Annotated in this window: 18 protein-coding genes; 4 read left to right on the top strand and 14 right to left on the bottom strand. The window is 72.3% G+C overall.

Features of this window, described 5'->3' with window-relative positions; all coding sequences use genetic code 11:
• Positions 1–51 precede the first annotated feature (51 nt).
• From ABD979_RS08330 to ABD979_RS08310, 5 genes are all read right to left on the bottom strand, one after another.
• The gene (locus ABD979_RS08330) at positions 52–2,523 is read right to left on the bottom strand and encodes a GcvT family protein (RefSeq protein WP_345507001.1); all 2,472 of its coding nucleotides are present in this window, start codon (positions 2,521–2,523) and stop codon (positions 52–54) included.
• Positions 2,520–3,476, bottom strand: coding sequence for a phosphotransferase (locus tag ABD979_RS08325; protein WP_345507000.1), 957 nt, complete (start codon positions 3,474–3,476; stop codon positions 2,520–2,522). The genes ABD979_RS08330 and ABD979_RS08325 overlap by 4 nt, the downstream gene beginning before the upstream one ends.
• Positions 3,473–5,065 carry an amino acid permease gene (locus ABD979_RS08320; RefSeq protein WP_345506999.1) on the bottom strand — a complete coding sequence of 531 codons (1,593 nt, stop codon included), beginning with the start codon at positions 5,063–5,065 and terminating at the stop codon, positions 3,473–3,475. Before ABD979_RS08320 ends, ABD979_RS08325 begins: the two co-directional genes overlap by 4 nt.
• A 266-nt stretch (positions 5,066–5,331) precedes the next feature.
• Complete coding sequence (locus tag ABD979_RS08315) at positions 5,332–6,429, bottom strand: branched-chain amino acid aminotransferase (RefSeq protein WP_345506998.1); 1,098 nt, start codon at positions 6,427–6,429, stop codon at positions 5,332–5,334.
• Between the two features lie 111 nt (positions 6,430–6,540).
• Complete coding sequence (locus ABD979_RS08310; RefSeq protein ID WP_345506997.1) at positions 6,541–7,605, bottom strand: 3-isopropylmalate dehydrogenase; 1,065 nt, start codon at positions 7,603–7,605, stop codon at positions 6,541–6,543.
• A gap of 496 nt (positions 7,606–8,101) precedes the next feature.
• Between ABD979_RS08310 and ABD979_RS08305 the strand changes: the two genes are divergently transcribed.
• Positions 8,102–9,412: an AI-2E family transporter gene (locus ABD979_RS08305; protein WP_345506996.1), complete on the top strand. Its 1,311-nt coding sequence runs from the start codon at positions 8,102–8,104 to the stop codon at positions 9,410–9,412.
• A gap of 25 nt (positions 9,413–9,437) precedes the next feature.
• Here the strand turns inward: ABD979_RS08305 and serA are convergent, their stop codons facing one another.
• The 4 genes from serA to ABD979_RS08285 form a co-directional block, all read right to left on the bottom strand.
• Positions 9,438–11,021, bottom strand: coding sequence for a phosphoglycerate dehydrogenase (serA, locus tag ABD979_RS08300; RefSeq protein WP_345506995.1), 1,584 nt, complete (start codon positions 11,019–11,021; stop codon positions 9,438–9,440).
• Positions 11,022–11,251: 230 nt separating this feature from the next.
• The gene (gene ilvC / locus ABD979_RS08295) at positions 11,252–12,280 is read right to left on the bottom strand and encodes a ketol-acid reductoisomerase (RefSeq protein WP_345506994.1); all 1,029 of its coding nucleotides are present in this window, start codon (positions 12,278–12,280) and stop codon (positions 11,252–11,254) included.
• A 59-nt stretch (positions 12,281–12,339) separates the two neighbouring features.
• Positions 12,340–12,852 (bottom strand): acetolactate synthase small subunit, encoded by a 513-nt coding sequence (gene ilvN / locus ABD979_RS08290; protein ID WP_345506993.1) that lies wholly within the window; start codon positions 12,850–12,852, stop codon positions 12,340–12,342.
• Between the two features lie 2 nt (positions 12,853–12,854).
• A complete protein-coding gene (locus ABD979_RS08285) occupies positions 12,855–14,723 on the bottom strand; it encodes an acetolactate synthase large subunit (RefSeq protein ID WP_345506992.1) in 1,869 nt (622 codons plus the stop codon).
• Between the two features lie 287 nt (positions 14,724–15,010).
• Here ABD979_RS08285 and ABD979_RS08280 point away from each other — a divergent pair, with 287 nt between their 5' ends.
• Together ABD979_RS08280 and ABD979_RS08275 are read left to right on the top strand one after the other, a co-directional pair.
• Positions 15,011–16,036, top strand: coding sequence for a GNAT family N-acetyltransferase (locus tag ABD979_RS08280; protein WP_345506991.1), 1,026 nt, complete (start codon positions 15,011–15,013; stop codon positions 16,034–16,036).
• A gap of 8 nt (positions 16,037–16,044) precedes the next feature.
• Positions 16,045–16,473: an SRPBCC family protein gene (locus tag ABD979_RS08275; protein ID WP_345506990.1), complete on the top strand. Its 429-nt coding sequence runs from the start codon at positions 16,045–16,047 to the stop codon at positions 16,471–16,473.
• Here the strand turns inward: ABD979_RS08275 and ABD979_RS08270 are convergent.
• Positions 16,439–17,281 carry a phytanoyl-CoA dioxygenase family protein gene (locus ABD979_RS08270; protein ID WP_345506989.1) on the bottom strand — a complete coding sequence of 281 codons (843 nt, stop codon included), beginning with the start codon at positions 17,279–17,281 and terminating at the stop codon, positions 16,439–16,441. The genes ABD979_RS08275 and ABD979_RS08270 overlap by 35 nt on opposite strands.
• Positions 17,282–17,406: 125 nt before the next feature.
• Here ABD979_RS08270 and ABD979_RS08265 point away from each other — a divergent pair, with 125 nt between their 5' ends.
• Positions 17,407–18,228 (top strand): helix-turn-helix transcriptional regulator, encoded by an 822-nt coding sequence (locus ABD979_RS08265; RefSeq protein ID WP_345506988.1) that lies wholly within the window; start codon positions 17,407–17,409, stop codon positions 18,226–18,228.
• Positions 18,229–18,258: 30 nt separating this feature from the next.
• Here the strand turns inward: ABD979_RS08265 and ilvD are convergent, their stop codons facing one another.
• The 4 genes from ilvD to ABD979_RS08245 form a co-directional block, all read right to left on the bottom strand.
• Complete coding sequence (gene ilvD, locus ABD979_RS08260; RefSeq protein WP_345506987.1) at positions 18,259–19,959, bottom strand: dihydroxy-acid dehydratase; 1,701 nt, start codon at positions 19,957–19,959, stop codon at positions 18,259–18,261.
• Positions 19,960–20,025: 66 nt separating this feature from the next.
• A complete protein-coding gene (locus tag ABD979_RS08255; RefSeq protein ID WP_345506986.1) occupies positions 20,026–20,559 on the bottom strand; it encodes a SixA phosphatase family protein in 534 nt (177 codons plus the stop codon).
• A gap of 72 nt (positions 20,560–20,631) precedes the next feature.
• A complete protein-coding gene (locus tag ABD979_RS08250; protein WP_345506985.1) occupies positions 20,632–22,695 on the bottom strand; it encodes a YhgE/Pip domain-containing protein in 2,064 nt (687 codons plus the stop codon).
• Positions 22,692–23,600 (bottom strand): hypothetical protein, encoded by a 909-nt coding sequence (locus tag ABD979_RS08245; protein ID WP_345506984.1) that lies wholly within the window; start codon positions 23,598–23,600, stop codon positions 22,692–22,694. The genes ABD979_RS08250 and ABD979_RS08245 overlap by 4 nt, the downstream gene beginning before the upstream one ends.
• Positions 23,601–23,648: the final 48 nt, after the last annotated feature.

Below are 23,648 nucleotides of genomic sequence, written 5' to 3'. Positions count from 1 at the left end.
GTCGATCCAATACCGTCACCGTCCCCTCGTCAATGGTGCGACTTAGAACCATTAGCGCGTGTCGTCGCGTGAACGGCGCAGCCGCAGCCCGTCCGGGTCGACCGGGGGCCGCAGACCCACGGCCAGCGCCGACCGCTCCCCCGCGACGTCGACCTCCCACGCGCCCGAGCGCACCCAGTCGCGCGGTGCCCCGCCGGCCCCGCGGTCGCCGACGAGGGCGAGGCCGACGGCGGAACCGGCGGTCGCTCCCCAGGCAGCGCTCGTGACCTGGCCCACGGGACGCCCGTCGCGCAGGACGAGCTCACCGCCCCACACCGTGACGGCCGGGTCCTGCACGACGAGGGAGACGACGCGGCGGGCCGGCACGACGCCACGGGCCTTCTCGACCGCCGCCCGGCCGAGGAAGTCGACGTCGGTCGCGAGCTTGCACGCGAAGAGCAGGCCCGCCGCCACCGGGTCGACGTCGGCCGTCAGCTCGCGCCCGAACGCGCGGTAGCCCTTCTCGAGTCGCAGCGCCTCGATGGCGTAGTACCCGGCGGGCACGACGCCGAGGTCGGCCCCGACCCGGAAGAGGTCGTCGTAGACGCGCGTGGCGAGCTCGGTGGGCACGTAGAGCTCCCAGCCCAGCTCGCCCACGTAGGTGATGCGCGTCGCCCGCACGACGACGTCGCCGAGGCGCACCGCGCGGCTCGTGCCGAAGGGGAAGGTCGTGTCGTCGAAGGCGTCGTCCGAGAGGGCCCCCAGCACGTCGGCCGAGCGGGGCCCCATGACGCCGAGGACGGCATACCTGCTCGTGACGTCGACGATCTCGGCCGCGCAGCCGCGGGGCGCGTGCCGGCGCATCCAGTCGAGGTCGCGCACCGTCGTCGCCGCGCTGCTGACGACGAGGAACTCGTCCGGCGCGGTTCGGGTGACGGTGACGTCGGCCTGGTAGCCGCCCCGCTCGTCGAGGAGGCCCGTGTAGACCGTGCGCCCGACGGGCGCCGCGACGTCGTTCGTGCACAGCCACTGCAGGGCCTGCTCCGCGCCCTCGCCGGTCACGAGGTACTTCGAGAACGACGTCTGGTCGAAGACCGCGACGGCGCCACGCGTCGCACGCTGCTCCTCGGCACACCAGTCGACCCAGGCCGGTCGGTCCCACCCGTAGTCGACCCGGCGTGGCTGCCCCGGAGGCGCGAAGACGTTGGCGCGCTCCCAGTGGTTGCGGGTGCCGAGCACCGCCCCCTGCTCGACGAGGCGCGACTCGAGGGGCGACCGGCGCTGCCCCCGGCCGGTCTCGGGCTCCCGGTTGGGCCAGGGCACGGCGTAGTGCAGCCCGAGCACCTCGACGACGCGCTCGCGCAGCCAGACGTCGTCGTCGGCGAGCGGCGAGAAACGACGGATGTCGGCGCTCGCGAGGTCGATCGTCGGGCGCCCCTCGACGACCCACTCGGCCAGGGCGCGCCCCGCGCCCCCGGCGCTCGCGATGCCGACGGAGTTGAAGCCGGCCCCGACGAAGAAGCCCGGCAGCTCGGGCGCCTCGCCGACGATGAACTGGTTGTCGGGCGTGAAGCTCTCGGGACCGTTGTAGAACTTGCGGATCCCCGTCTCGGCCAGCACCGGCAGGCGGTGGATCGCGCTCTCCATGAGCACCTCGAAGTGCTCCCAGTCCTCGTCGAGCAGCTGGAACTCGAAGGGGTGCGGGATGCGGTCCGGCGACACCCACGGCTTGGCCTCCGGCTCGAAGCCGCCGACGAGCAGGCCGCCGACCTCCTCCTTGACGTAGGTCCAGCCGTCGGGGTCGCGCAGGACCGGCAGGTCGCGGTGCACGCCCTCGATCGGCTCGGTCACGACGTAGAAGTGCTCGGCCGAGTGCAGCGGCACGTTGACGCCCGCCATCACGCCGACGGCGCGAGCCCACTGCCCCGCGCAGTTGACCACGATGTCGGCCTCGACGTCGCCGTGGTCGGTGCGGACCCCCGCCGCTCGACCTGCGCGGGTGAGCACGCCTGTGACACGGACCCGTTCGGCGATGCGGACGCCGAGTCGCCGGGCACCCTTCGCGAGGGCCTGGGTCAGGTCCGCCGGGTTCGCCCGGCCGTCGTCGGGCAGCCAGATGGCACCGACGAGGTCGTCGGTGCGGATCAGCGGGTAGCGCTCGTGCGCCTGCTCGGCGGTCAGCAGCTCGCACCCGAGGTCGTAGGCCGCCGCGTTGGCGACCGTGCGCCGCAGCGCGACCATGCGCTCCGGGGTGCGCGCCACCGTGAGCCCTCCGCACACCCGGTAGCCGGTGCCGAGCCCCGTCTCGGCCTCGAGGCGCGAGTAGAGGTCGGTCGAGTACTGCACGAGACGCGTGCCGGCCTCGCTGGCCCGCAGCTGGCCGACGAGGCCGGCGGCGTGCCACGTCGTGCCGCACGAGAGGCTGCCCTGCTCCACGAGGAGCACGTCGGTGCGGCCCAGGTGGGCCAGGTGGTAGGCGACGCTGGCGCCGATGACACCACCGCCGATGACGACGATCTCTGCGCGGGAGGGGATCTCGCTCATCGCCCCTCCCCCGGGTCGTCGCCGGCGGCCGCCTCGACGAGCGCGTCGAGCCGCGTGCTCGTCAGGAGCGAGGCGGCGGGCTCGAACCGCTCGGTCGCGAAGGCCCAGAAGTCCGCGTCGACGTCGGAGACCCCGTGCTGGATGACTCCCCACAACGTCCACGCGTACTGCCCCGCCAGGCCCCACAGCTGCGTACGGGCGAGCAGCCGGTGGCTGACCCGCCCGTGGTAGGCCTCGACGAGCTCGACGAGGTGGTCGTGGCCGAGCTGCGACTCGCACACGAGGTTGCCGAGCTCGAAGGCGCTCTCGTTCGTGCCGGAGTACTCGTAGTCGATGATCCGCACGTCGCCGCCGTCGTCGAGGAAGTTCGCGGCGAGCAGGTCGTTGTGGCAGGGGACGAGCGGGTCGGGGTGCACGTGCAGCGCGCGCTCGACGCGCCCAGCCGGCTCCTCGAGATCCCAGTAGCCCTCGGGAACGGCGAGGCCGCGCTCCCGCACGATGGCGGCATACCTCCGCCGGATGTCGAACATGTCGAAGCGCGACGCGAACGCCGGGCCGGCGTGCAGGCGCCGCAACGACGCCGCGACCCGGCGCAGGTTGGCGCCGACGTCGGCGGCGGCATACGTGCGACCGGGCAGGAACTCGACGACGAGGATGCCGGCACCGGGGACGTAGTCGACGACCGGAGCCCCCACGCCCGCCTCTGCTGCGGCGACGGAGTTGAGCCACTCGTGCTCGTGGTCGACGGCGAGGAGGGCGCTGCTCGGCGAGGAGACGCGCACGACGACGTCGAGCCCGGGCGCCCGCACGCGGTAGTTGTGGTTGGTCAGTCCCCCGGGCAGCTCCGTCACCTCGCTCGGCCGTGCACCGGGGCACAGCCGAGCGAGGGCGGTGGCGAGCTGGTCGGCCGGCCCGGGAGCGGGGGCCGGCCGGGCCCGCTGCTCCTCGGTCACTCGCTGAACGCGTCGACGACCTCGGGGTCGATGTTGCTCTTGGGGCCCTTGAACCAGTGCCGCGCCGACACCTTCCACCACACCGCGAGCACGAGCAGCGAACCGAGGGTGAGGATGGGGGCGTAGTTGACGAACTTCCACTCGAAGCCGTCGGTGAACGGGATGCCGCCGGGCACGAAGGGCAGGATGAAGTAGATCGAGATGATGGCGATCTCGACGACGGCCACGAGGTTCATCCAGCGGTACTTCGCGCCGAGGGTCCACGAGCCGGGGACGAACGCGTCACCCATCTTCCAGCGCAGCCAGATCGGGATGAGGAAGGCGAGGTAGAGCCCGATGACGGCGACCGAGACGACGGCGTAGAACGCGGTCGGCACGATGAGCGGCTCGGCCTCCGTGCCGATGTTGACCTCGACGAGGGCCGGCAGCGTGATGATCGCCGAGACCACGGCGACGAGGAGCACGGCGTTGGCGGGCACCCGCGCGGCGGTGAGCGTCGACCACCACCGTGACCCCGGCACCGCACCGTCCCGACTGAAGGCGAACGTCATGCGCGACGCGCTCGTCATGCACGAGGTCGTGCAGAAGAACTGGCCGATGCACGAGATGGTGAGGATGATGGCGGCCCACTTCGAGTCCATCGCGTGCGTGAAGATGTATGCGACGCCGTTCGCCCCGACGCCCGCGTTGTCGGGCTTGCCGTCGGGGCCGTCGGGCACGGCGAAGAGGAAGCACAGCAGCAGGATCCAGCCGCCGATGGCGGAGTAGAAGATCGAGCGCCAGATCCCTTGTGCGGCAGCCTTGGACGCCGCCGAGGTCTCCTCCGAGAGGTGGGCCGAGGCGTCGAACCCGGTGATGGTGTACTGCGTCAGCAGCAGGCCGAACGGGACGATGAGCAGCCAGTACGTCGGCGAACTGGTCGACCCGCCGTCGTAGCCCGAGTTGTTGAACCGCTCGGTGAAGACGTAGGAGAAGCTCTGGTGGTTGTCGGGCACGACGACGAGGATGAGGATGATCGCCGCGGCGCCCACGACGTGCCACCACACCGAGACGTTGTTCATGACGGCCATGAGGTGGCCGCTGAAGATGTTGAGCACGGCGGCCGCGACGAGAACGACGAGGAAGATCCAGAAGACGCGCGTGAGCGAGTAGCCCTCGGCGTAGCCGGACGACCACGTGCTGAGGGCGAGGTCGATGAAGGTGGCGCAGCCGTAGGCGACCGAGGCCGTGACGGCGACGAGGCCGATGAGGTTGAGCCAGCCGGTGAAGAACCCGGCGCGCGCGCCGCCCATCTTGTTGGCCCACCAGTAGATGCCGCCCGAGGTGGGGTACGCCGACACGAGCTCCGACATCGTCAGCCCGATGACGAGGATGAAGGCCGCCACGATCGGCCAGCCCCACGAGATGGCGATCGGCCCGCCGTTGTTGAAGCCCTGGCCGAAGGTCGTGAAGCATCCCGCCAGGATCGAGATGATCGAGAACGAGATCGCGAAGTTCGAGAACCCCGACCACGACCGGTCGAGCTCCTGCTTGTAGCCGAGCTCCGCGAGGCGGCGTTCGTCGTCGGAGAGATCAGTTGCGTGAGCCATGCCCTGCACTCCCATCTTCGGTATGAAGTTGGACCGATGCTAGCGCTGGGCCTGTTGCCCGAACAGACCTTCGGGCAACGGGTTCCGGGCACGCCGAAGCGCGCCGCCCGGGGTCGGCCCCGGACGATCGGGACCCAAAGGAGCCACTTCAGACCATTCGGACACGTCGGAGTCAGGGGAGGCTCGTGCGCGACGGCTCCCGCCCGGGGGTCTTCGGGTTCCGGTCAGGCGAGGCGGGTCAGGCGAGGCGGGTCAGGCGAGGCGGGTCAGGCGAGGCGGGTCAGCCAGCCCCGGGTGTCCTCGGCGCGACCGTACTGGATGTCGAGGAGCGCGTTGCGGATCGCTTCGGCGTAGCGGTCCTCGTGACCCTCGCGGCGGTGGTCGACCGAGCCACCCTCCCACCGCAGCTCGCCCACGGGCGTGACGACGGCCGCCGTGCCGCAGGCGAAGATCTCGACGATGTCGCCGCTCGCCGCGCCCGACTTCCACTCCTCGATGGGGATGCGCCGCTCCTCGGGCTCGAGCCCGAGGTCCTTGGCGATCTCGAGGATGGAGCTGCGGGTCACGCCCTCGAGGATCGTGCCGGTCAGCTCGGGCGTGATGATGCGCCCGTCCTTCGTCACGAGGAAGAGGTTCATGCCCCCGAGCTCCTCGATGTACGTGTGCGTCGAGGAGTCGAGGAAGACGGCCTGGTCGCAGCCGTGCTCGATGCCTTCGAGCTGGCCGGCGAGCGAGCTCGCGTAGTTGCCGCCGCACTTCGCCGCGCCGGTGCCACCCTCGCCCGCCCGCGCGTAGTCGGTGGAGATCCAGAGCGTCACCGGCTTGAGGCCGCCGGAGAAGTACGCGCCGGCCGGGGAGGCGATGACGGAGTAGGTGACCTGCTGGGCCGGGCGCACCCCGAGGAACGCCTCGGACGCGAACATGAAGGGGCGCAGGTACAGGCTCTTCTCCCCCGCGTCACCCGCGGGGACCCACGCCTGGTCGACCGCCACGAGCTGGCGCAGCGACTCGATGAAGTCGTCCTCCGGCAGCACCGGGAGCGCCAGACGGCGCGCGGAGCGCGCGAAGCGGGCCGCGTTGGCCTCGGGGCGGAAGGTCCAGATCGAGCCGTCGGCGTGACGGTAGGCCTTCATGCCCTCGAAGATCTCCTGGGCGTAGTGCAGCACCGCCGCGGCGGGGTCCAGCTGGAACGGGCCGTACGGCTCGACCCGGGCGTCGCCCCAGCCGCCCTCGGCGTTCCACGTGGCGACGACCATGTGGTCGGTGAAGGTCTTGCCGAAGCCGGGGTTCTCGAGGATCTCGGCGATCCGCTCGGGCGGCGTGGCGTCGTCGCGGCGCGTGACCTCGAAGGACAGCTGGGTCATGACAAAACCTCCAGGAGCAGTCAGCGGTGATCCGACGTCAGGCTATCGCCCACATCGTGAGACGACGAAGTCGGGCGTCGGAGGCGACGGGGGCGAGCGGCGCGACGCGGGTCAGAGCCGGGCGGCGACGGCGTCGCCGACGGCCGTCGTGCTGCGTGCCGCGTCACCGCGGGCGGCGAGGTCGGCCGCCACCGCGACGTCCACGCGGGCCGCCTCGGCGTCGAGCCCGAGGTGCGCGAGCAGCATGCCCACCGAGAGGATCGCGGCGGTCGGGTCCGCCTTGCCCTGACCGGCGATGTCGGGGGCCGAGCCGTGCACCGGCTCGAACATGCTCGGGGTCGTGCGCGCGGGGTTGATGTTGCCCGAGGCCGCGAGCCCGATGCCGCCGGCGATGGCGGCCGCGATGTCGGTGACGATGTCGCCGAAGAGGTTGTCGGTGACGATGACGTCGAACCGGCCGGGGTCGGTGGCGAGGAAGATCGTCGCGGCGTCGACGTGCTGGTAGGCCGTCTCGACGTCGGGAAACTCGGCCCCGACCTCCTCGACCGTGCGGCGCCAGAGGTGGCCGGCATACGTCAGGACGTTGTGCTTGTGCACGAGGGTCAGGTGCCGGCGCGGGCGCGACTGGGCGCGGGCGAAGGCGTCGCGGACGACGCGCTCGACGCCGAAGCGCGTGTTGACGCTGACCTCGGTCGCGATCTCGTGGGGCGTGCCGACCCGCAGGGCTCCACCGTTGCCGGTGTACGGGCCCTCGGTGCCCTCGCGGACCACGACGAAGTCGATGCCGTCGGGCGCCACGCGGGCCACGTCGAGCGGGCTGGCGACGCCGGGGAAGAGCTTGGCCGGGCGGAGGTTGACGTAGTGGTCGAGCGCGAAGCGCAGCGGGAGGAGCACCCCGCGCTCGAGCACCCCGCTCGGCACGCTCGGGTCACCGATGGCACCGAGCAGGATCGCGTCGTGCCCGCGCAGCTCCTCGAGCACCGAGTCGGGGAGCGTCTCACCGGTCTCGTGCCACCGCCGCGCGCCGAGGTCGTAGTCGGTCGTCGAGAACGACGGGCCGCCCTGGCCCGACACCGCATCCAGCACCTTGAGGCCCTCGGCGACCACCTCGGGACCGATGCCGTCACCACCGATCACGGCGATGGAGTACGCGTCCTTGACGTCAGTCTGTGCCATGCGTTTCAGCCTAGAACCCGTCTTGTGATGTGGAATCCGTGTCTCATTTCCTGAACGCGGACGACGAAGGCCCCCGCCCGGACCGGGCAGGGGCCGTCGTGGCGGACGGTGCGTCAGTCCTCGGTGTGCCCCTGGTCACGCAGGTCCATGGACTCCTGCAGTGCCTGACGGGCGGCCTTGGCGTCTTCGCTCACGGTGATCACGTCTCTCGGTCGTGCGGATGGTGGTCTCAGGCGGCTCGAGCCCTGGTGGGCGAACCGGGTCAGCAGGTGCGCGGGATCTCCGCGGCGAGGTCGCTGACTACCTGGACTCGCCGCGGCACGGAATGAGTACGACCTGCCGCGTCATGCGTTTCACGGTACGCCCGCCTACTGCTGGGTAAAGGGGGTTTCCACGAAGTGAGACGCACTGTCCGCCATGTGGCTACCGCTGCCCCGTGGCCACCCGGCCGTCCGGCGTCCCCCACTGCCCGACGCGCGCGCCGTAGTCTCGTCGGGTGAGCGCCGACGATCGACGCGACCCGGCGGAGCCCTCCCCCGACGTCGCCACCGCCCAGCACCAGGCCATCCGCGAACGCCACGCACAGCACGAGATGCCGGGGGTGCCGTTCGGCGAGCAGGCCCGGTGGATCGCGATCACGCCGGCCAACGCCCGCCGCGTCACCCTCATCGTCGTCTCGGCGATCGTGCTCCTGTCGATCGCGTCGTGGGCCTTCGACGCGATGGGCAGCTTCCTCTTCCTCCTGCTGCTCTCCTGGCTGCTCTCCATCGCCATGGAGCCCGTCGTGCTCTGGCTCGTGCGCCACGGGGTCAGGCGCGGGCTCGCCACCGGCCTCACCATGCTCGCGATGCTGCTCGTGTTCGCGGGGCTGGGCGAGCTCTTCGGCCAGGTCTTCGTCTCGCAGCTCTCGCAGCTCGGCTCGCAGCTGCCCGGAGCCGTCACCTCGGCCATCGACTGGGTCAACTCGAGCTTCGGCACGACCTTCGACATCTCCCAGATCCAGCAGGCGCTCAGCCTCACTCCCGACAAGCTCGGCGAGCTCGCCGGCAAGTACGGCGGCGGCATCATCGGGATCTTCGGCTCGGTCGTCACGTTCCTCTTCGACAGCCTGACGATCCTCGTCTTCGCCTACTACTTCTCCGCTGACAGCCCGCGGCTGCGCCAGACGATCGGCTCGTGGTTGCCGCAGCGCTACCAGCGCGTCTTCGTGACCGTCTGGACCATCTCGGTCGAGAAGACCGGCGGCTACGTCGTCTCCAAGCTCGTGCTCGCGGCGCTCTCCGCCGTCTTCCACGTCGCGTTCTTCTGGTTCATCGACGTGCCCTTCTGGCTGCCGCTCGGCATCTTCGCCGGCATCGTCGGCCAGTTCATCCCGACGATCGGGACCTACATCGGCGTGGCGCTGCCCGCGCTCTTCGCCGTGCTCGAGCGCCCGCTCAGCGCGCTGTGGATCGCGATCTTCGCGACCGTCTACCAGCAGATCGAGAACTACGTCTTCACGCCGCGCATCAGCCGGCGCACCATGGACGTGCACCCCGCCGTCGCGCTCGGTTCGGTCATCGCGGGCGCCGCGCTCTTCGGGCCGATCGGGGCGCTCATCGGCATCCCGGTCGCGGCCGTCGCCCTCGCCATCGTCGACACGTTCAGCAAGCGGCACGAGCTGCTCCCCGAGCTCGCCCGCCTCGAGCCGGAGTCGGACGACGACGAGGAGCGTGACGGCGGGAAGGGGCCCGACGAGAAGGGCGACGGCAAGCGCGCGGACGAGCGCTCCGACCCACGCGACGAGAAGGCCCGCGCGACCCCCTGAGCAGCCCCGCCCGTATGCGGGCGGCTCAGTCGCGCAGGTCGACCACCGAGAAGGTGCGGGCCTCGACGACCTGCGCGAGCCGGGCCGCGAGGGCCGCCGGCACCGCACTGTCGACGTTGATGACGCCGATGGCGCGGTCGCGCTGCCGCGAGACCTGCATGCCCCCGATGTTGATGTCGGCGTCGCCGAGCAGCCGGCCGACGCCGCCGATGACGCCGGGCCGGTCGGAGTACTCGAAGACGAGCATGTGCTCCGAGAGCGGCACCTCGAGGTCGTAGCCCGAGACCCCCACGAGCTTCTCGACGCCCTTGGGCCCGGTGAGCGTGCCGGAGACCGAGACGACCGTGCCGTCGGCGAGGGTGCCGCGCAGCGTGATGACGCTGCGGAAGTCGCCGCCGTCGGGGTCGGTGACGAGTCGCACGACGCAGCCGCGCTGCTCGGCCAGCGCCGGTGCGTTGACGTAGGTGACGGGGTCCTCGACGACGTCGGTGAACAGTCCCTTGAGGGCGACGAGCTTCCACACGTCGACGTCGTGGGCGGTGACCTCACCCCGGACGTCGACGTCGAGCTGGGCCGGCACGGCGCCCGCGAGCGCCGTGAAGACCCGGCCGAGCTTCTCGACGAGCGGGATGCCCGGTCGGGCCTCCTCGGCGATGCCCCCGGTGCTGACGTTGACGGCATCCGGCACCAGCTCGCCACCCAGCGCGAGCCGCACCGAGCGCGCCACCGCGAGGCCGGCCTTCTCCTGCGCCTCCACGGTCGAGGCCCCGAGGTGCGGGGTGACGACGACGGACTCGTGTGCGAAGAGCGGGGAGCGGGTCGTCGGCTCCGTCGCGAAGACGTCGAGGCCCGCGCCCGCCACGCGCCCCTCGGCGATCGCGCGCTCGAGCGCGTCCTCGTCGACGATGCCGCCGCGCGCCGCGTTGACGATGCGCACCGTCGGCTTGACCCGCGCGAGCGCCTCCTCGCCGATGAGGCCGACGGTCTCCGGGGTGCGCGGCAGGTGCACCGTGATGAAGTCGGAGCGCTCGAGCAGCTCGTCGAGGCCGACGAGCCGGGCACCGAGCTGGCCCGCCCGGGCCGGCGCCGCATACGGGTCGTAGGCGATCACCGTCATGCCGAAGGCCCGGAGGCGCTCGGCGACGAGGGCACCGATGCGGCCGAGGCCGACGACGCCCAGGGTCTTGTCGAGCAGCTCGACGCCGGCGTAGGCGCTGCGCCGCCACTCCCCCGCCTTGAGCGACTGGTTCGCGGCGGCGATGTTGCGGGCGCTGGCGAGGATGAGCCCGATCGCGAGCTCGGCCGCCGAGGTGATGTTCGACGTCGGCGCGTTGACCACCATGACGCCGGCCCGTGTGGCCGCCTCGACGTCGACGTTGTCGAGCCCGACACCGGCGCGGGCGACGACCCGCAGGCGGGGTGCGGCGGCGAGCGCCTCGGCGTCGACCTGCGTGGCCGAGCGGATGAGGAGCGCATCGGCGTCCGCGAGCGCGGGCAGCAGCGCCGCACGGTCAGCGCCGTCGACCGCGCGGACCTCGAAGTCGGGCCCCAGGGCCTCGAGCGTTGCCGGGGAGAGCTCCTCGGCGATGACGACGACGGGCTTGCGCACGGGCGGGTCTCCCTCCTCGCGAGGGGCGGTCCGCGCCTGGGTGGCGTGGCTCGCCGGGGGCGCGTCGGGCGCCGTCGGCGAGTCTAGGGCCACGGCCCCGGCGGGGCGGGCCGGTCGCCGGGCGGGCGCGTCGCGGGCCCAGCGCGGGCGCGTCGCGGGCCCGGCGCCGCACGCGCGGGCGGCCGGTGTCCCGATCGGGACACCGGCCGCCACGGCGTGGGGGGACGGGCTCAGCGAGCCGCGCTGCCCTCGACGTAGTCGGAGTCGGTCTGCTTGACCCAGGCCATCAGCTGGCGCAGCTCGCGGCCCGTGCCCTCGATCGGGTGCTGGGCACCCTTCTCGCGCAGGGCGGTGAACTCCGGTGCGCCGGCGTCCTGGTCGTCGATGAAACGCTTGGCGAAGGCGCCGTTCTGGATGTCGCCGAGCACCGCCTTCATGTTCTCCTTGACGTGCGGGTCGATGACGCGCGGGCCGGAGACGTAGTCGCCGTACTCCGCCGTGTCGGAGACCGACCAGCGCTGCTTGGCGATGCCGCCCTCGATCATGAGGTCGACGATGAGCTTGAGCTCGTGCAGGCACTCGAAGTAGGCGACCTCGGGCTGGTAGCCCGCCTCGACGAGCGTCTCGAAGCCGTACATGACGAGCTGGCTCGCGCCACCGCAGAGCACGGCCTGCTCGCCGAAGAGGTCGGTCTCCGTCTCCTCCGTGAAGGTCGTCTTGATGCCGCCGGCGCGCAGTCCGCCGATCGCCTTGCCATAGGCCTTGGCGAGGTCCCAGGCCGTGCCCGAGGCATCCTGCTCGACGGCCAGCAGCACGGGCACCCCACGGCCGTCGACGAACTCCCGGCGCACGATGTGTCCCGGACCCTTCGGGGCGACCATGAGGACGTCCGCGTCGGACTCGGGCTGGATGTAGCCGAAGCGGATGTTGAAGCCGTGCCCGAAGAGGAGGGCTGCGCCGTCCTTGAGGTTCGGCTTGATGTCGTTCGCGTAGACGGTCCGCTGCACCTGGTCGGGCGTCAGGATGACGACGAGGTCGGCCTCCTTGACCGCGTCGGCGACGCTCGACACCGCGAGCCCCTCGGCCTCGGCCTTGGCGCGGCTCTTGCTGCCCTCGGCGAGGCCGACGCGCACGTCGACGCCGGAGTCGCGCAGGTTGAGCGCGTGGGCGTGGCCCTGGCTGCCGTAGCCGATGACGGCGACCTTCTTGCCCTGGATGATCGACAGGTCGGCGTCGTCGTCGTAGAACATCTCGGCCATGGTGGCCTTCTCCTTCGGTTGCGGTGTGCAGTGGGTCTGTGTGTGGCCGGGGGGATCGGTCAGGCGCTGCGGAGGCTGCGGTCGGTGATCGAGCGCGATCCGCGCCCGACGGCGACCATGCCGGACTGGACGAGCTCCTTGATGCCGAACGGCTCGAGGACGTCGAGGAGGGCGCGCAGCTTGTCGGTGGTGCCGGTGGCCTCGATGACGATCGCGTCGGTCGTCACGTCGACGACCTTGGCCTTGAAGAGCTGGATCGTGTCGATGACCTGGCTGCGCGTCGCCGGGTCGGCGCGCACCTTGACGAGGAGGATCTCGCGCTGCACCGAGGCGTGCGGGTCGAGCTCGACGACCTTGAGCACCTCGATGAGCTTGTTCAGCTGCTTGGTCACCTGCTCGAGGGCCGAGCCCTCGACCTCGACGACGACCGTGATGCGGGAGATGTCGGGCAGCTCGGTCGGTCCGACCGCGAGCGAGTTGATGTTGAAGCCACGCCGCGAGAAGAGCGCGGCGACGCGCGTCAGCACGCCGGGCTTGTCCTCCACGAGCACCGACAGGGTGTGCTTGCTCATGCTCAGTCCTCCCGCTCCCAGACCGGCGCCTCGTGGCGCGCAGCCTGGATCTTGTCGTTGCTGACGCCGGCCGGCACCATCGGCCACACCATGGCGTCGCGGTGGACGATGAAGTCGATGACGACGGGTCGGTCGTTCGTCTCGAGCGCCTGCCGGATGACGGCGTCGACCTCCTCCGGGGTCTCCGCGCGCAGGCCGAGGGCGCCGTAGGCGTCGGCGAGCTTGACGAAGTCGGGCACCCGCTGCTCGAGCGGCTGGAGGTTGGTGTTGGAGTAGCGCTCGTTGTAGAAGAGCGTCTGCCACTGGCGCACCATGCCGAGCGAGCTGTTGTTGATGATCGCGACCTTGATCGGGATGTTGTTGATGACGCAGGTGGCGAGCTCCTGGTTCGTCATCTGGAAGCAGCCGTCGCCGTCGATGGCCCAGACGGTGCGGTCGGGCTCGGCGACCTTGGCGCCCATGGCCGCCGGCACCGAGTAGCCCATGGTGCCGAGTCCCCCGGAGTTGATCCACGCGTTGGGTCGTTCGTACTGCACGAACTGCGCCGCCCACATCTGGTGCTGGCCCACGCCGGCGACGTAGGTCGCCTCCGGCCCCGAGAGCGCGCCGATCCGCTCGATGACGTACTGCGGTGAGAGCGTGCCGTCCTCGCTGTCGGTCCAACCCAGCGGGAAGGTGCGCTTCCAGTCCGCGACCCGCTCGCGCCAGGCGTCGTAGTCCCAGCGCGCGTCGGCCCCGTCGGCCTCGTCGGCGGTCGCACGGTCGAGCGTGATCTGCTCGATGAGGTCGTGGATGACCTCGCCCACGTCACCGACGATCGGCACGTCGGCGATGCGGTTCTTCGAGATCTCCGCAGGGTCGATGTCGGCGTGGATCACCTTGGCGTGCGGGGCGAACGTCGACAGCTGGCCCGTGACGCGGTCGTCGAACCGGGCCCCGAGCGCGATGATGAGGTCGGACTTCTGCAGGCCCGTCACGGCCGCGACGGTGCCGTGCATGCCGGGCATGCCGAGGTTGAGCGGTTCGCTGTCGGGCACCGTTCCTCGGGCCATCAGGGTCGTGACGACGGGGATGCCGGTCAGCTCGACGAGTCGGCGCAGGCGGTCGCTCGCCCGGGCGCGCACGACGCCGCCGCCGACGTAGAAGATCGGCTGCTTCGCCTCGGCCATGAGGCGCGCGGCCTCGCGGATCTGCTTGCCGTGGGGCCGCAGCACCGGTCGGTACCCCGGCAGGTCGATGGGCGGGGGCCACGAGAACGTCGTCGTCGCCTGCAGCGCGTCCTTGCTGATGTCGACGAGGACCGGCCCGGGGCGTCCGGTGCTGGCCACGTGGAAGGCCTCGGCGATCGCCTGCGGGATGCGCGCCGGGTCGGTGACGAGGTAGTTGTGCTTCGTGATCGGCATCGTGATGCCGCGGATGTCGGCCTCCTGGAAGGCGTCCGTGCCGATGGCGGCGCTCGCCACCTGCCCGGTGATCGCCACGACCGGCACGGAGTCCATGTGCGCGTCGGCGAGCGGGGTCACGAGGTTCGTCGCGCCGGGCCCCGAGGTGGCCATGCACACGCCGACCTTGCCCGTCGCGGCGGCGTAGCCCTCGGCCGCGTGACCGGCGCCCTGCTCGTGGCGCACGAGGATGTGGCGGACCTTCTTGGAGTCGAGCATGGGGTCGTAGGCCGGCAGGATCGCGCCACCGGGGATGCCGAAGACGGTGTCGCAGCCGATGGCCTCGAGGGAGAGGACGAGCGACTGGGCTCCGGTGACCTCGAGGGTCTCGATGACCACCTCTGCCGGCTTGGCCTCGGCGGCGGGTCGGGGACGCGCCAGGGAGGCCACGTCGGCGGGCGAAGGAGCCTGCTTCGTCGTGTCGCTCACGGTTGATTCCTTGTCTCGAGCACTGCGTTGTCCTGCCGGGCCGGGCCGACTCGACCCACAAAAAAACCCTTCGGTCCCGTGGGGACGGAAGGGGGCGCGCTGACCGTTCGGGCTGGTCGGCGCGCTAGGCAAGTACGAGGAGTCGGGCCACGTGACAACCGTCCTACGCGGCCCCACGGGTGTCAATCGGCCCTCTGGGCCGTCTCAGCATGTGACCTCGTGATCTCACCCACTGTCACCCTCGAAAGTCGCTTGTCGGGCCCCGCCCCGCTCAGGACACTGAGGTCATGACCGCTCCGAGCCCCGCGCCCGCCGACCCGACCGGCTCGCCCGTCCCCGTCGAGGCGCTCCACCTGCCGGCCACCGCGACCGGACTCACGACGCGCCCCCTCTCCGCGCAAGACGCGGCCGACGTCACGGCCCTCATGGCCGCGTGCGAGCACCACGACGTCGGAGAGGTGCTCATCGAGGAGGCCGACATCGTGGGCGACTGGCAGCGGCCGGGCTTCGACCTCGCCACGCAGAGCGTCGGGGTGCTCGCCGACGGCCGGCTCGTCGCCTACGCCGAGGTCTTCAAGGGCCGCTGGGTCGACGCCGCCGTCCACCCGGACCACCGCGGCCGCGGCATCGGGACCGCCTTGTCCCACTGGACCCGTCGCGTCGGCGCCCGCGACGGTGGCAGCATCGTCGGCCAGCCGGTGCCGGGCGGCTCCGCGGGCGAGCGACTCCTCGAGGCCCTCGGCTACCGCACGCTCTGGACCTCGTGGGTGCTCGAGCTGCCGGCCGGGCAGGCGATCGCGCCGCAACCCGTGCCGGAGGGCTACGGCATCCGGGAGCCGCGCGACCAGGCCGACCTCGAGGCGACCTGGACCGTCAACGAGGACGCCTTCCTCGAGTGGTCGGAGCGCGAGCGCTCGAGCTTCGAGGAGTGGTCGGCGACCGTCACACGCCGACCGGGCTACGAGCCGTGGCAGCTGCGCCTCATGGTCGACCCGGCGGGCGCCGTCGTCGGGATGGCGTTCGTCGTCGTCTCGAGCGGCTGCGCCTACGTCGACAAGCTGGCCGTGCGGCGCGACGAGCGTGGCCGGGGACTGGCCCGGGCCCTGCTCGTCGACGCCTTCGAGGTGGCACGGGTGCACGGCGGCGAGCGCTCGGAGCTCTCGACCGACTCCCGGACGGGCGCCCTCGGCCTCTACGAGAAGGTCGGCATGCAGGTGACGTCGGTGTGGCGCCACTGGGCCGCCGACGTGACACCCGCCCCCGGGGCCGCGCGCGACCCCGCGCCCGCGACAGCCCCGGCCGGCGCGCGCTGAGCACGACCGTGGAGCAGCTCGTCGAGATCGACGTCGACGCCCCCGCCGCGCAGGTCTGGGCCGTGCTGCACGACGTCGAGCGCTGGCCCGAGTGGACGGCCTCGGTGCGGTCCGTCACCCTGCTCGACGGCGGGCTGCGCACGGGATCGCGGGCGCGCGTCGACCAGCCGCGCATCCCGACGACCGTGTGGACGGTCACGGCGCTCACCGAGGGCCACGACTTCACGTGGGAGGCGACCCGGCCCGGCTCGCGCACGACGGCGCGTCACCTCGTCGAGCCGACCGGGCCGCGCTCCTGCCGGGTCGTGCTGTCGATCGTCCAGGAGGGTCCCGTCGGTTCGATCGTCGGGCGGGCCTACCGCTCGCTCACCGAGCGCTACCTCGCGCTCGAGTCCGCCGGCATCAAGACCCGTGCGGAGGGCCGTCCGGCGGGCTGAGCGCGGGGTTCACGTCCGACGCCGCGAGGTCACCGGGCGCGAGCCCGGGCAGCCACGAGGCCAGGTCGTTGCCCTGGGCCGGGTTCGCGGGCTCCTGCACCGTGAGGCCGTCGGCGAACCAGATCACCGTCATCACCTCACGCATCTGGGCCGCGGTGTTGCCGAGGGCCCGGTGCACGGTCCAGCCGGAGTGGAACGAGGCGTCTCCGGCGCGCATCGCGACGGGCTCGTCGACCGCGAGGCCGCGCTCGGCCACGACGCGGTCGAAGTGCTCGGCCGAGGCGTCCGAGATGCCGATGTCGCTGAGGGCCCCGTCGACGTGGCTGCCCGTCGCGAACGCGAGCCCCCCGTGCGCGGGCGTGATGTCGACGAGCGGCATCCACATCGTCAGGCACCTCGCGCCGTCGAGCGGCCAGTACATCGCGTCCTGGTGCCACGGGGTGTAGCCGCCGCCGGGCTCCTTGAAGAGCGCCTGGTCGTGGTAGAGCCGCACGCGCGGCACGCCGAGCAGCCGTGCCGCGACCCCGGCGAACCTCCGGGCCTGCACGAAGCGCGCCACGGCCTCGTCGTGGCGCCAGAGGTTCATCACCTGCAGGAAGGCCATGCCGTAGGTGTCGCGCTCGGCCAGCGGCCGGCTCTCCGTCGTCAGCCGCTCCACGGCCGCCGCCACCGGCTTCCGGTAGGCCGCCGCCTCGTCGGGTGACGCGACCCCGCGCAGCCGCACGTGGCCGCGATCGCGGTAGGCCGCGACGTCGTCGGCGGAGAGGGGGTATGCCGTGGCCAGCTCGGGCAGCAGGTCGGTGCTCATGCGTGGGTCGTCCTCCGTGGATCGTGAACGGCCGGTGCGGCCGTCGCGGTCCGAGCACATCACCGGGCGACGTCGGTGACCCGGAACGTGCTGGTGAGAGGGGAACGTTCTGGTTGGATCCCGTCATGGGAGTCGACCGAACGCACCCACGACCGGCCCGGCTCGGCCAGGTGCTCGTCGCCGGGCGGATCACCGGTGGCGGCGGGCTGCCGCCGGGCACCGTGCGACGACACCCGACGTGGGGGCTGACGTTCGTGACGGCCGGCACCGGCCGCTACCGCGACGCCGACCACGACGAGGCCCTGCGGTCGGGCAGCCTCGTGCTCGTCCGTCCCGGCCACCCGCACTGGTACGGCCCCGACCGCGGCGGGTGGGACGAGCACTTCGTCGTCTTCGACGGGCCGGTCTTCGAGCTCGCCCGCCGCCGCGGCGCGCTCGGCCCCGGACGCCCGCTCGTCCACGGGCTCCCCGTCGCCCGGTGGAGCCACCGCCTCGCGGCCCTCGGCGCGCGCCGTCGCCCGTCGACCCTCGACGCGAGCGACGCCGAGGCGCTCGGGCTGCTCGCCCTGGTCCTCGAGGCCCTCGCGACCGTTCGACCGCCGCGCTCCCCCAGCGCGCCGCTCCGGGTCGCCGACTGGGTGGACCGGTCCACCGACCTGCTCGCCGGCGACCTCGCCGAGCCGCTCGACCTGCGGGAGGTGGCCGGCGAGGTCGGCCTGCCCTACGAGACGTGGCGCCGGCGCTTCCGCGCCGAGACCGGCACCAGCCCCTACGCCTACCGAGCCGCCCGACGCCTCGACGCCGCCACCGAGCTGCTCGTGCACACGGGGCTCGCGGTGCGCGACGTCGCGGCCGCGACGGGCTTCAGCGACGAGCGCCACCTCATCCGCCGCTTCCGCGAGGCCACCGGCCGCACGCCCCGCGCCTACCGCGACGACCCGCGCTGAACGCATACGCCCCCTGCTCGGGGGTGGGCGTCAGTCGCAGACGGCCCCGCCGCTGGCGCTGCCGACGAGCTTGCGGTACTTCGCGAGCACGCCACGGGTGTACTTCGGCTCGGGGTGCGTGACGCCCTCGGCGCGGCGGCGCGCCATCTCCTCGTCGTCGACGAGCACGTCGAGCGTGGCGTTCGCGACGTCGAGGCGGATCGTGTCGCCGTCGCGCACGAACGCGATCGGGCCCTCGTCGACGGCCTCGGGCGCGACGTGGCCGACGCAGAGGCCGGTCGTGCCGCCGGAGAACCGGCCGTCGGTGAGCAGCAGGACGTCCTTGCCGAGGCCGGCACCCTTGATGGCGCCGGTGACGGCGAGCATCTCGCGCATGCCCGGACCGCCCTTGGGGCCCTCGTAGCGGATGACGACGACGTCCTTCTTCGCGAGCGAGCCCGCCTCGACGGCGTCCATGGCGGCGCGCTCGCCGTCGAAGACGCGGGCGGTGCCCTCGAAGACCTCGTCGTCGAAGCCGGCCGTCTTGACGACGGCGCCCTCGGGCGCGAGCGAGCCGGTGAGGATCGTGAGGCCGCCGGTCTTGTGGATCGGCTGCGACATCTGTCGGATGACCCGGCCGTCGATGTGCGGCGGGTTGATCTCCTCGAGGTTCTCGGCCATCGTCCGGCCGGTGACGGTGAGGCAGTCGCCGTGCAGCAGGTCGGCGTCGAGCAGCGACTTGAGCACGACGGGGATGCCGCCGATGTGGTCGATGTCCTTCATGACGAAGGCGCCGAACGGCTTGACGTCGGCCAGGTGCGGCACCTTCTTGCCGATGCGCTGGAAGTCGCCGATGGTGAGGTCGACCTCGGCCTCGTGCGCGATGGCGAGCAGGTGCAGCACGGCGTTCGTCGAGCCACCGAAGGCCATGACGACGGCGATGGCGTTCTCGAACGCCTCCTTCGTCATGATGTCGCGCGCCGTGATCCCCTTGCGCAGCAGGCCCACGACGGCCTCACCCGACTTGCGGGCGTACATGTCGCGGCGGCGGTCGGTGGCCGGCGGCGCGGCCGAGCCGGGCAGCGACATGCCCATCGCCTCACCGACGGTGGCCATCGTGTTCGCCGTGTACATGCCGCCGCAGGCGCCCTCGCCCGGGCAGATGGCGCGCTCGATGGCGTCGACGTCCTCGCGCGACATGAGGCCGGCGTTGCACGCCCCGACGGCCTCGAAGGCGTCGATGATCGTGACCTCCTTCTCGGTGCCGTCGGAGAGCTTGGCGACGCCCGGGAGGATGGTGCCGGCGTAGAGGAACACCGACGCGAGGTCGAGGCGCGCGGCGGCCATCAGCATGCCCGGCAGCGACTTGTCACAGCCGGCGAGCAGCACCGAGCCGTCGAGGCGCTCGGCGTTCATGACGGTCTCGACCGAGTCGGCGATGATCTCGCGGGAGACGAGGCTGAAGTGCATGCCCTCGTGACCCATCGAGATGCCGTCGGAGACCGAGATGGTGCCGAACTCGAGCGGGTAGCCGCCGCCGGCGTGCACGCCGTCCTTGACGGCCTTGGCGAGCCGGTCGAGCGAGAGGTTGCAGGGCGTGATCTCGTTCCACGAGCTCGCGACGCCGATCTGCGGCTTGGCGAAGTCGTCGTCGCCGAGGCCGACGGCCCGGAGCATCCCCCGCGCGGCGGTCTTCTCGAGACCGTCGGTGACGTCGCGGCTGCGGGGCTTGATGTCAGGCGTCTGCGTCATGCCCAGCAGCATAGAACCGTGTCCGCTGGGTGGACACCACATCTCATGCGCTGAACGCGCGCGCCGTCAGCCGCCCTGCCCCCGGCTGACGTGGAAGCGGGTGAGCGCGCAGGTGCCGAGGTCGAGGTCGGCCCAGCTGCCGGCATACGACAGCACGGCGAGGCCGGAGGTGACGAAGCCGTGCCCGAGCGCCTCGTGGGCGTCGCGCGACCCCTCCCCGTCGGTGAGCAGGCTCGTCAGCTGCGCCATCGTCGGGTTGTGCCCGACGAGCAGCACCGTGCTCGTCTCACCCGCGTCCTCGCGGATCGTCTCGAGCGTCTGCTCCGAGCCGCCGAGGTAGACGCTGCGGCGGTACTCGACGAACTCGGTGTGCAGGCCACCGCGGCAGACCTCCTCCCACGTCTGCCGCGTGCGCTGCGCGGTCGAGCAGATGACGAGGTCGGGCACGAGCCCCTGCTCGTGCAGCCACCGCCCGGCCGCCTTGGCGTCGCGGCGCCCCCGCGGCGCGAGCTCACGGTCGTGGTCGGGCTTGCCCAACCCCTCCTCCGCCTTCGCGTGGCGCATGAGGAGGAGCGTCTTCTCTCGGGCCGCGGTGCTCATGGCACCGAGCATGCCCGCATCCGTCGGGCTTGTCAGCCCGGGACCGACGCCCCGCGCACGGGCGCCGGGCCCTCAGAGCTGGAGCGCGGGCTTGATGCGCTTCGGGGTCCACATCCGCGAGCGGCGGGCGGCGATCGTCGACACCACGAGCGCGGCGACGAGGTATGCCGCCAGCACCCCGAGCGAGAAGGGCACCGGACCGAGGTCGGCGCCGTAGAGCAGCCGCCGGAGCCCGTCGACGGCGTGGCTCATCGGCACGACGTGGTGGACCGCCTGGAGCGGCGCGGGCAGCGTCTGCCACGGGAAGGTGCCACCCGCGCTGACGAGCTGGACGACCATGAAGACGAGGCCGAGGAACTTGCCGACCGCGCCGAAGCGTGCGGCGAGCGCGTGCAGGATCGCCACGAACGTCATGGAGGTGAAGCAGAGGAAGAGGAACGCCAGCACCGGGTGGGCGATCTTGATGTCGACCCCGCGCCCCACGACGAGCACGAGCGCGGCCACCTGGACGAGGCCCACGAGCGTCGGGGCGAGCCAGCCGCCGAGCGCCGTGCGGAGCGAGCGCTGGCTCGTGGCGAGCGCGCGGGGCGACAGCGGGCGGACGAAGAGGAAGAGGACGTAGGCGCCGATCCAGAGGGCGAGGCTCATGAAGAGCGGCGCGAGGCCGGCGCCGTAGGAGCCGGCCGAGGACAGCGATCCCGTCGAGACCCCGACCGGGTTGCCGATGGTCTGCGCCATGGCCTTGCGCTCGGCGTCGCTCGGGTCGGGGATCGAGTCGCGCCCCTTGACGAGCCCGGAGTGCAGGTCGGTCGCGCCCTTGGCCAGCTGGTCGAGGCCCGAGGTCAGCGACGTCGCCCCCGCCGTCAGCTTGTCGGCGCCGGCGGCGGCCTGGTCCGCCCCGGACGTCAGCTTCGTCGCCCCGGTGCGGAGGGTGTCGAGCCCCGAGGAGAGGGCGGACGCACCGTCGCGGACCTTCACGGCCCCCGAGTGCGCCGAGGCGATGCCGTCCGCGAGCGCCGGCGTCGCAGAGGCCAGCGCCCGGGCGCCGGTCGCCACCTGGTCGGCGCCCTTCGAGAGCTTCGTCAGGTCGCCGGCGGCTGACTGGATCTTCTCGTCGGCGCCGTCGACGTAGCCGTCGATCGTGTCGAGCCGGGTCTGCACGACGGCGAGCTGCGCATCGGTGAGCCCCTCGGCGCGCAGGGCGTCGAGGAAGGTGGTGCGGTCGGCGGCGATGCGCTTCTTGAGGTCGCTCGAGGCCGTCGCGGCCTTCGCGCCGTAGCCGGCGATGGTGCGGTTGCCCGCGGCGACCTGCTCCGCGCCGTCGGCGAGCCGGTCGGTCTGGGCGGGCAGGCCGGCCGTGCGCGACTCGAGGGTGCCGAGGCCGGTCGCGAGGGCACCCGCCCCCTTCTCGAGCTCGTCGGCGCCCGAGGCGGCCCGGCCGATGCCGGTCGAGAGCTTGGCGGCGCCCGCGGAGAGGTCGTCCAGGCCGTCGGCGAGGCCGGCGGCACCGGTGGCGAGCTGCCCGGCGCCCGCGTCGGCCTTGACCGCGCCGGCGCGCAGCTTCTCCGAGCCGTCGACGGCGGTGACGAGCTGGTCGTGCACCTCGCTGAAGCCGAGGAGCAGCTTGCTCGCCGCCGTCTGGCTCACCTCGCTCGCCACCGAGGCGGTGACCTGCTTGATGACCTGGTTGCCGATCAACGAGGTCATGTAGTTGTTCGCGTCGTTCGTCTCGAGCACGACGGTGGCCTGGCGCGGCTTCATCTCGGCGGTCGACGCGAGGTCGGCCGAGAAGGTCTTCGGCACGATGACGGCGAAGGCGAAGGTGCCGTCGTCGACGCCGCGCAGGGCCTCCTCGTGCGAGACGCGGTGCCAGTCGAACGACTTGGACTCGACGAGGTGGTCGGCGACGTCGCCGCCGACGCGCAGCCTCTCCCCCGTGCTGAGGGTCGTGCCCGCGTCGTCGCTGACGACGGCGGCGGGCACCTGCGGGAAGGCGCCGTACGGGTCGTGGTTGGCGTAGAGGTAGAGCCCGCCGTAGAGCGTCGGGATGAGCACGAGGGCCGCGAGGGCGAGGCGGGCGAGGCGGGTGGAGGTGAGGCGGCGCAGCTCGGCGACCGCGAGACGCACGGGGTTCATGCCGAGGGCTCCTTCGTGGGGTTCGACGGCTCGCCCTCGGGCGTGCCGACCGGCGGGTCGGAGGCAGGGGGCGCGGACTCGACGGCCGGCTCGGTCCCGGGTGCTGGCTCGGGCTCGTCAGCACGGTCGTCGGGCGCGTCATCGGGCTCGTCATCGGGCTGGTCGTCGGGCTCGGTCACCGGGGCCGGCTCGGTGTCGGGTGCAGGCTCGGGCTCGGCGTCGGGCTCGGGCCCGAGGTCGGCCGCGGGGGTGGCGGCCGCCGTGGCGATCCGGGCCGCCGGCAGGGCGGCCGCCGTGGCGGCGGCGGTGAGGACGATGACGACGAGGCCCGTGGCGGCCAGTCGGTCGCACGTCGCGAGCCAGGCCGCGTGGTCGCCGCCGTGCCGCTCGGGCCCGGCGAGCACGAGCACGCGCACCTGGGGGTGGAGCGCGCCGAGCTCGAGCAGCAGGCTCGTGCGGACACCGGCCGGCAGCTGCTCCCAGGGCCGCGAGGCCAGGTGCGTGAGGTCGTGCTCGGCGAGGAAGGCCGCCACCGCCTTCCGCGAGGCCGGGCGCTCGGCGAGCGCCAGCTCCTCCTCGACGACGGCCGTGACGGCGATGCTGTCTTCGGGCGAGGTGACGTCGGCGACGTCGACGAGGCGGGTGCGCGCCTGGAGCTCGGGCAGGTCGGAGGCACCGCCGACCGCGACCCTGCCGCGGAGCAGCTCGACCCGGCCACCGAGGGCGAGCGCCAGGGCGACCTGTGGGAAGCCCGGGTCGGTCGGCACGACCGTGACCTCCCCGGCCGGGGCCGTGAAGGAGACGTGCTCGACGAAGGGCTCATGGGTGCCGGCGACGCTGACGTCGTCGGCGACCACGGTGCGCGGGCTCGGTGCCGGGTGGGCGTCCACCTCTGTTCGACTCACGATACGAGTATGCATCCAATGCACTTGTGTATTCAATACGGAGACGTA

It is taken from the genome of Terrabacter aeriphilus, assembly GCF_039542985.1.
In the GTDB taxonomy this organism is placed as follows: domain Bacteria; phylum Actinomycetota; class Actinomycetes; order Actinomycetales; family Dermatophilaceae; genus Terrabacter; species Terrabacter aeriphilus.
Note: the sequence above shows the minus strand (reverse complement) of the source record. Positions and strands in the feature narration are given on the sequence as shown.

Coding starts and splice junctions, on each gene's coding strand:
- ABD979_RS08330 (WP_345507001.1), bottom strand. CDS start 2,523: ATGAGCGAGATCCCCTCCCGCGCAGAGATCGTCGTCATCGGCGGTGGT.
- ABD979_RS08320 (WP_345506999.1), bottom strand. CDS start 5,065: ATGGCTCACGCAACTGATCTCTCCGACGACGAACGCCGCCTCGCGGAG.
- ABD979_RS08315 (WP_345506998.1), bottom strand. CDS start 6,429: ATGACCCAGCTGTCCTTCGAGGTCACGCGCCGCGACGACGCCACGCCG.
- ABD979_RS08310 (WP_345506997.1), bottom strand. CDS start 7,605: ATGGCACAGACTGACGTCAAGGACGCGTACTCCATCGCCGTGATCGGT.
- ilvC (WP_345506994.1), bottom strand. CDS start 12,280: ATGGCCGAGATGTTCTACGACGACGACGCCGACCTGTCGATCATCCAG.
- ilvN (WP_345506993.1), bottom strand. CDS start 12,852: ATGAGCAAGCACACCCTGTCGGTGCTCGTGGAGGACAAGCCCGGCGTG.
- ABD979_RS08280 (WP_345506991.1), top strand. CDS start 15,011: ATGACCGCTCCGAGCCCCGCGCCCGCCGACCCGACCGGCTCGCCCGTC.
- ABD979_RS08270 (WP_345506989.1), bottom strand. CDS start 17,281: ATGAGCACCGACCTGCTGCCCGAGCTGGCCACGGCATACCCCCTCTCC.
- ABD979_RS08265 (WP_345506988.1), top strand. CDS start 17,407: ATGGGAGTCGACCGAACGCACCCACGACCGGCCCGGCTCGGCCAGGTG.
- ilvD (WP_345506987.1), bottom strand. CDS start 19,959: ATGACGCAGACGCCTGACATCAAGCCCCGCAGCCGCGACGTCACCGAC.
- ABD979_RS08255 (WP_345506986.1), bottom strand. CDS start 20,559: ATGAGCACCGCGGCCCGAGAGAAGACGCTCCTCCTCATGCGCCACGCG.
- ABD979_RS08250 (WP_345506985.1), bottom strand. CDS start 22,695: ATGAACCCCGTGCGTCTCGCGGTCGCCGAGCTGCGCCGCCTCACCTCC.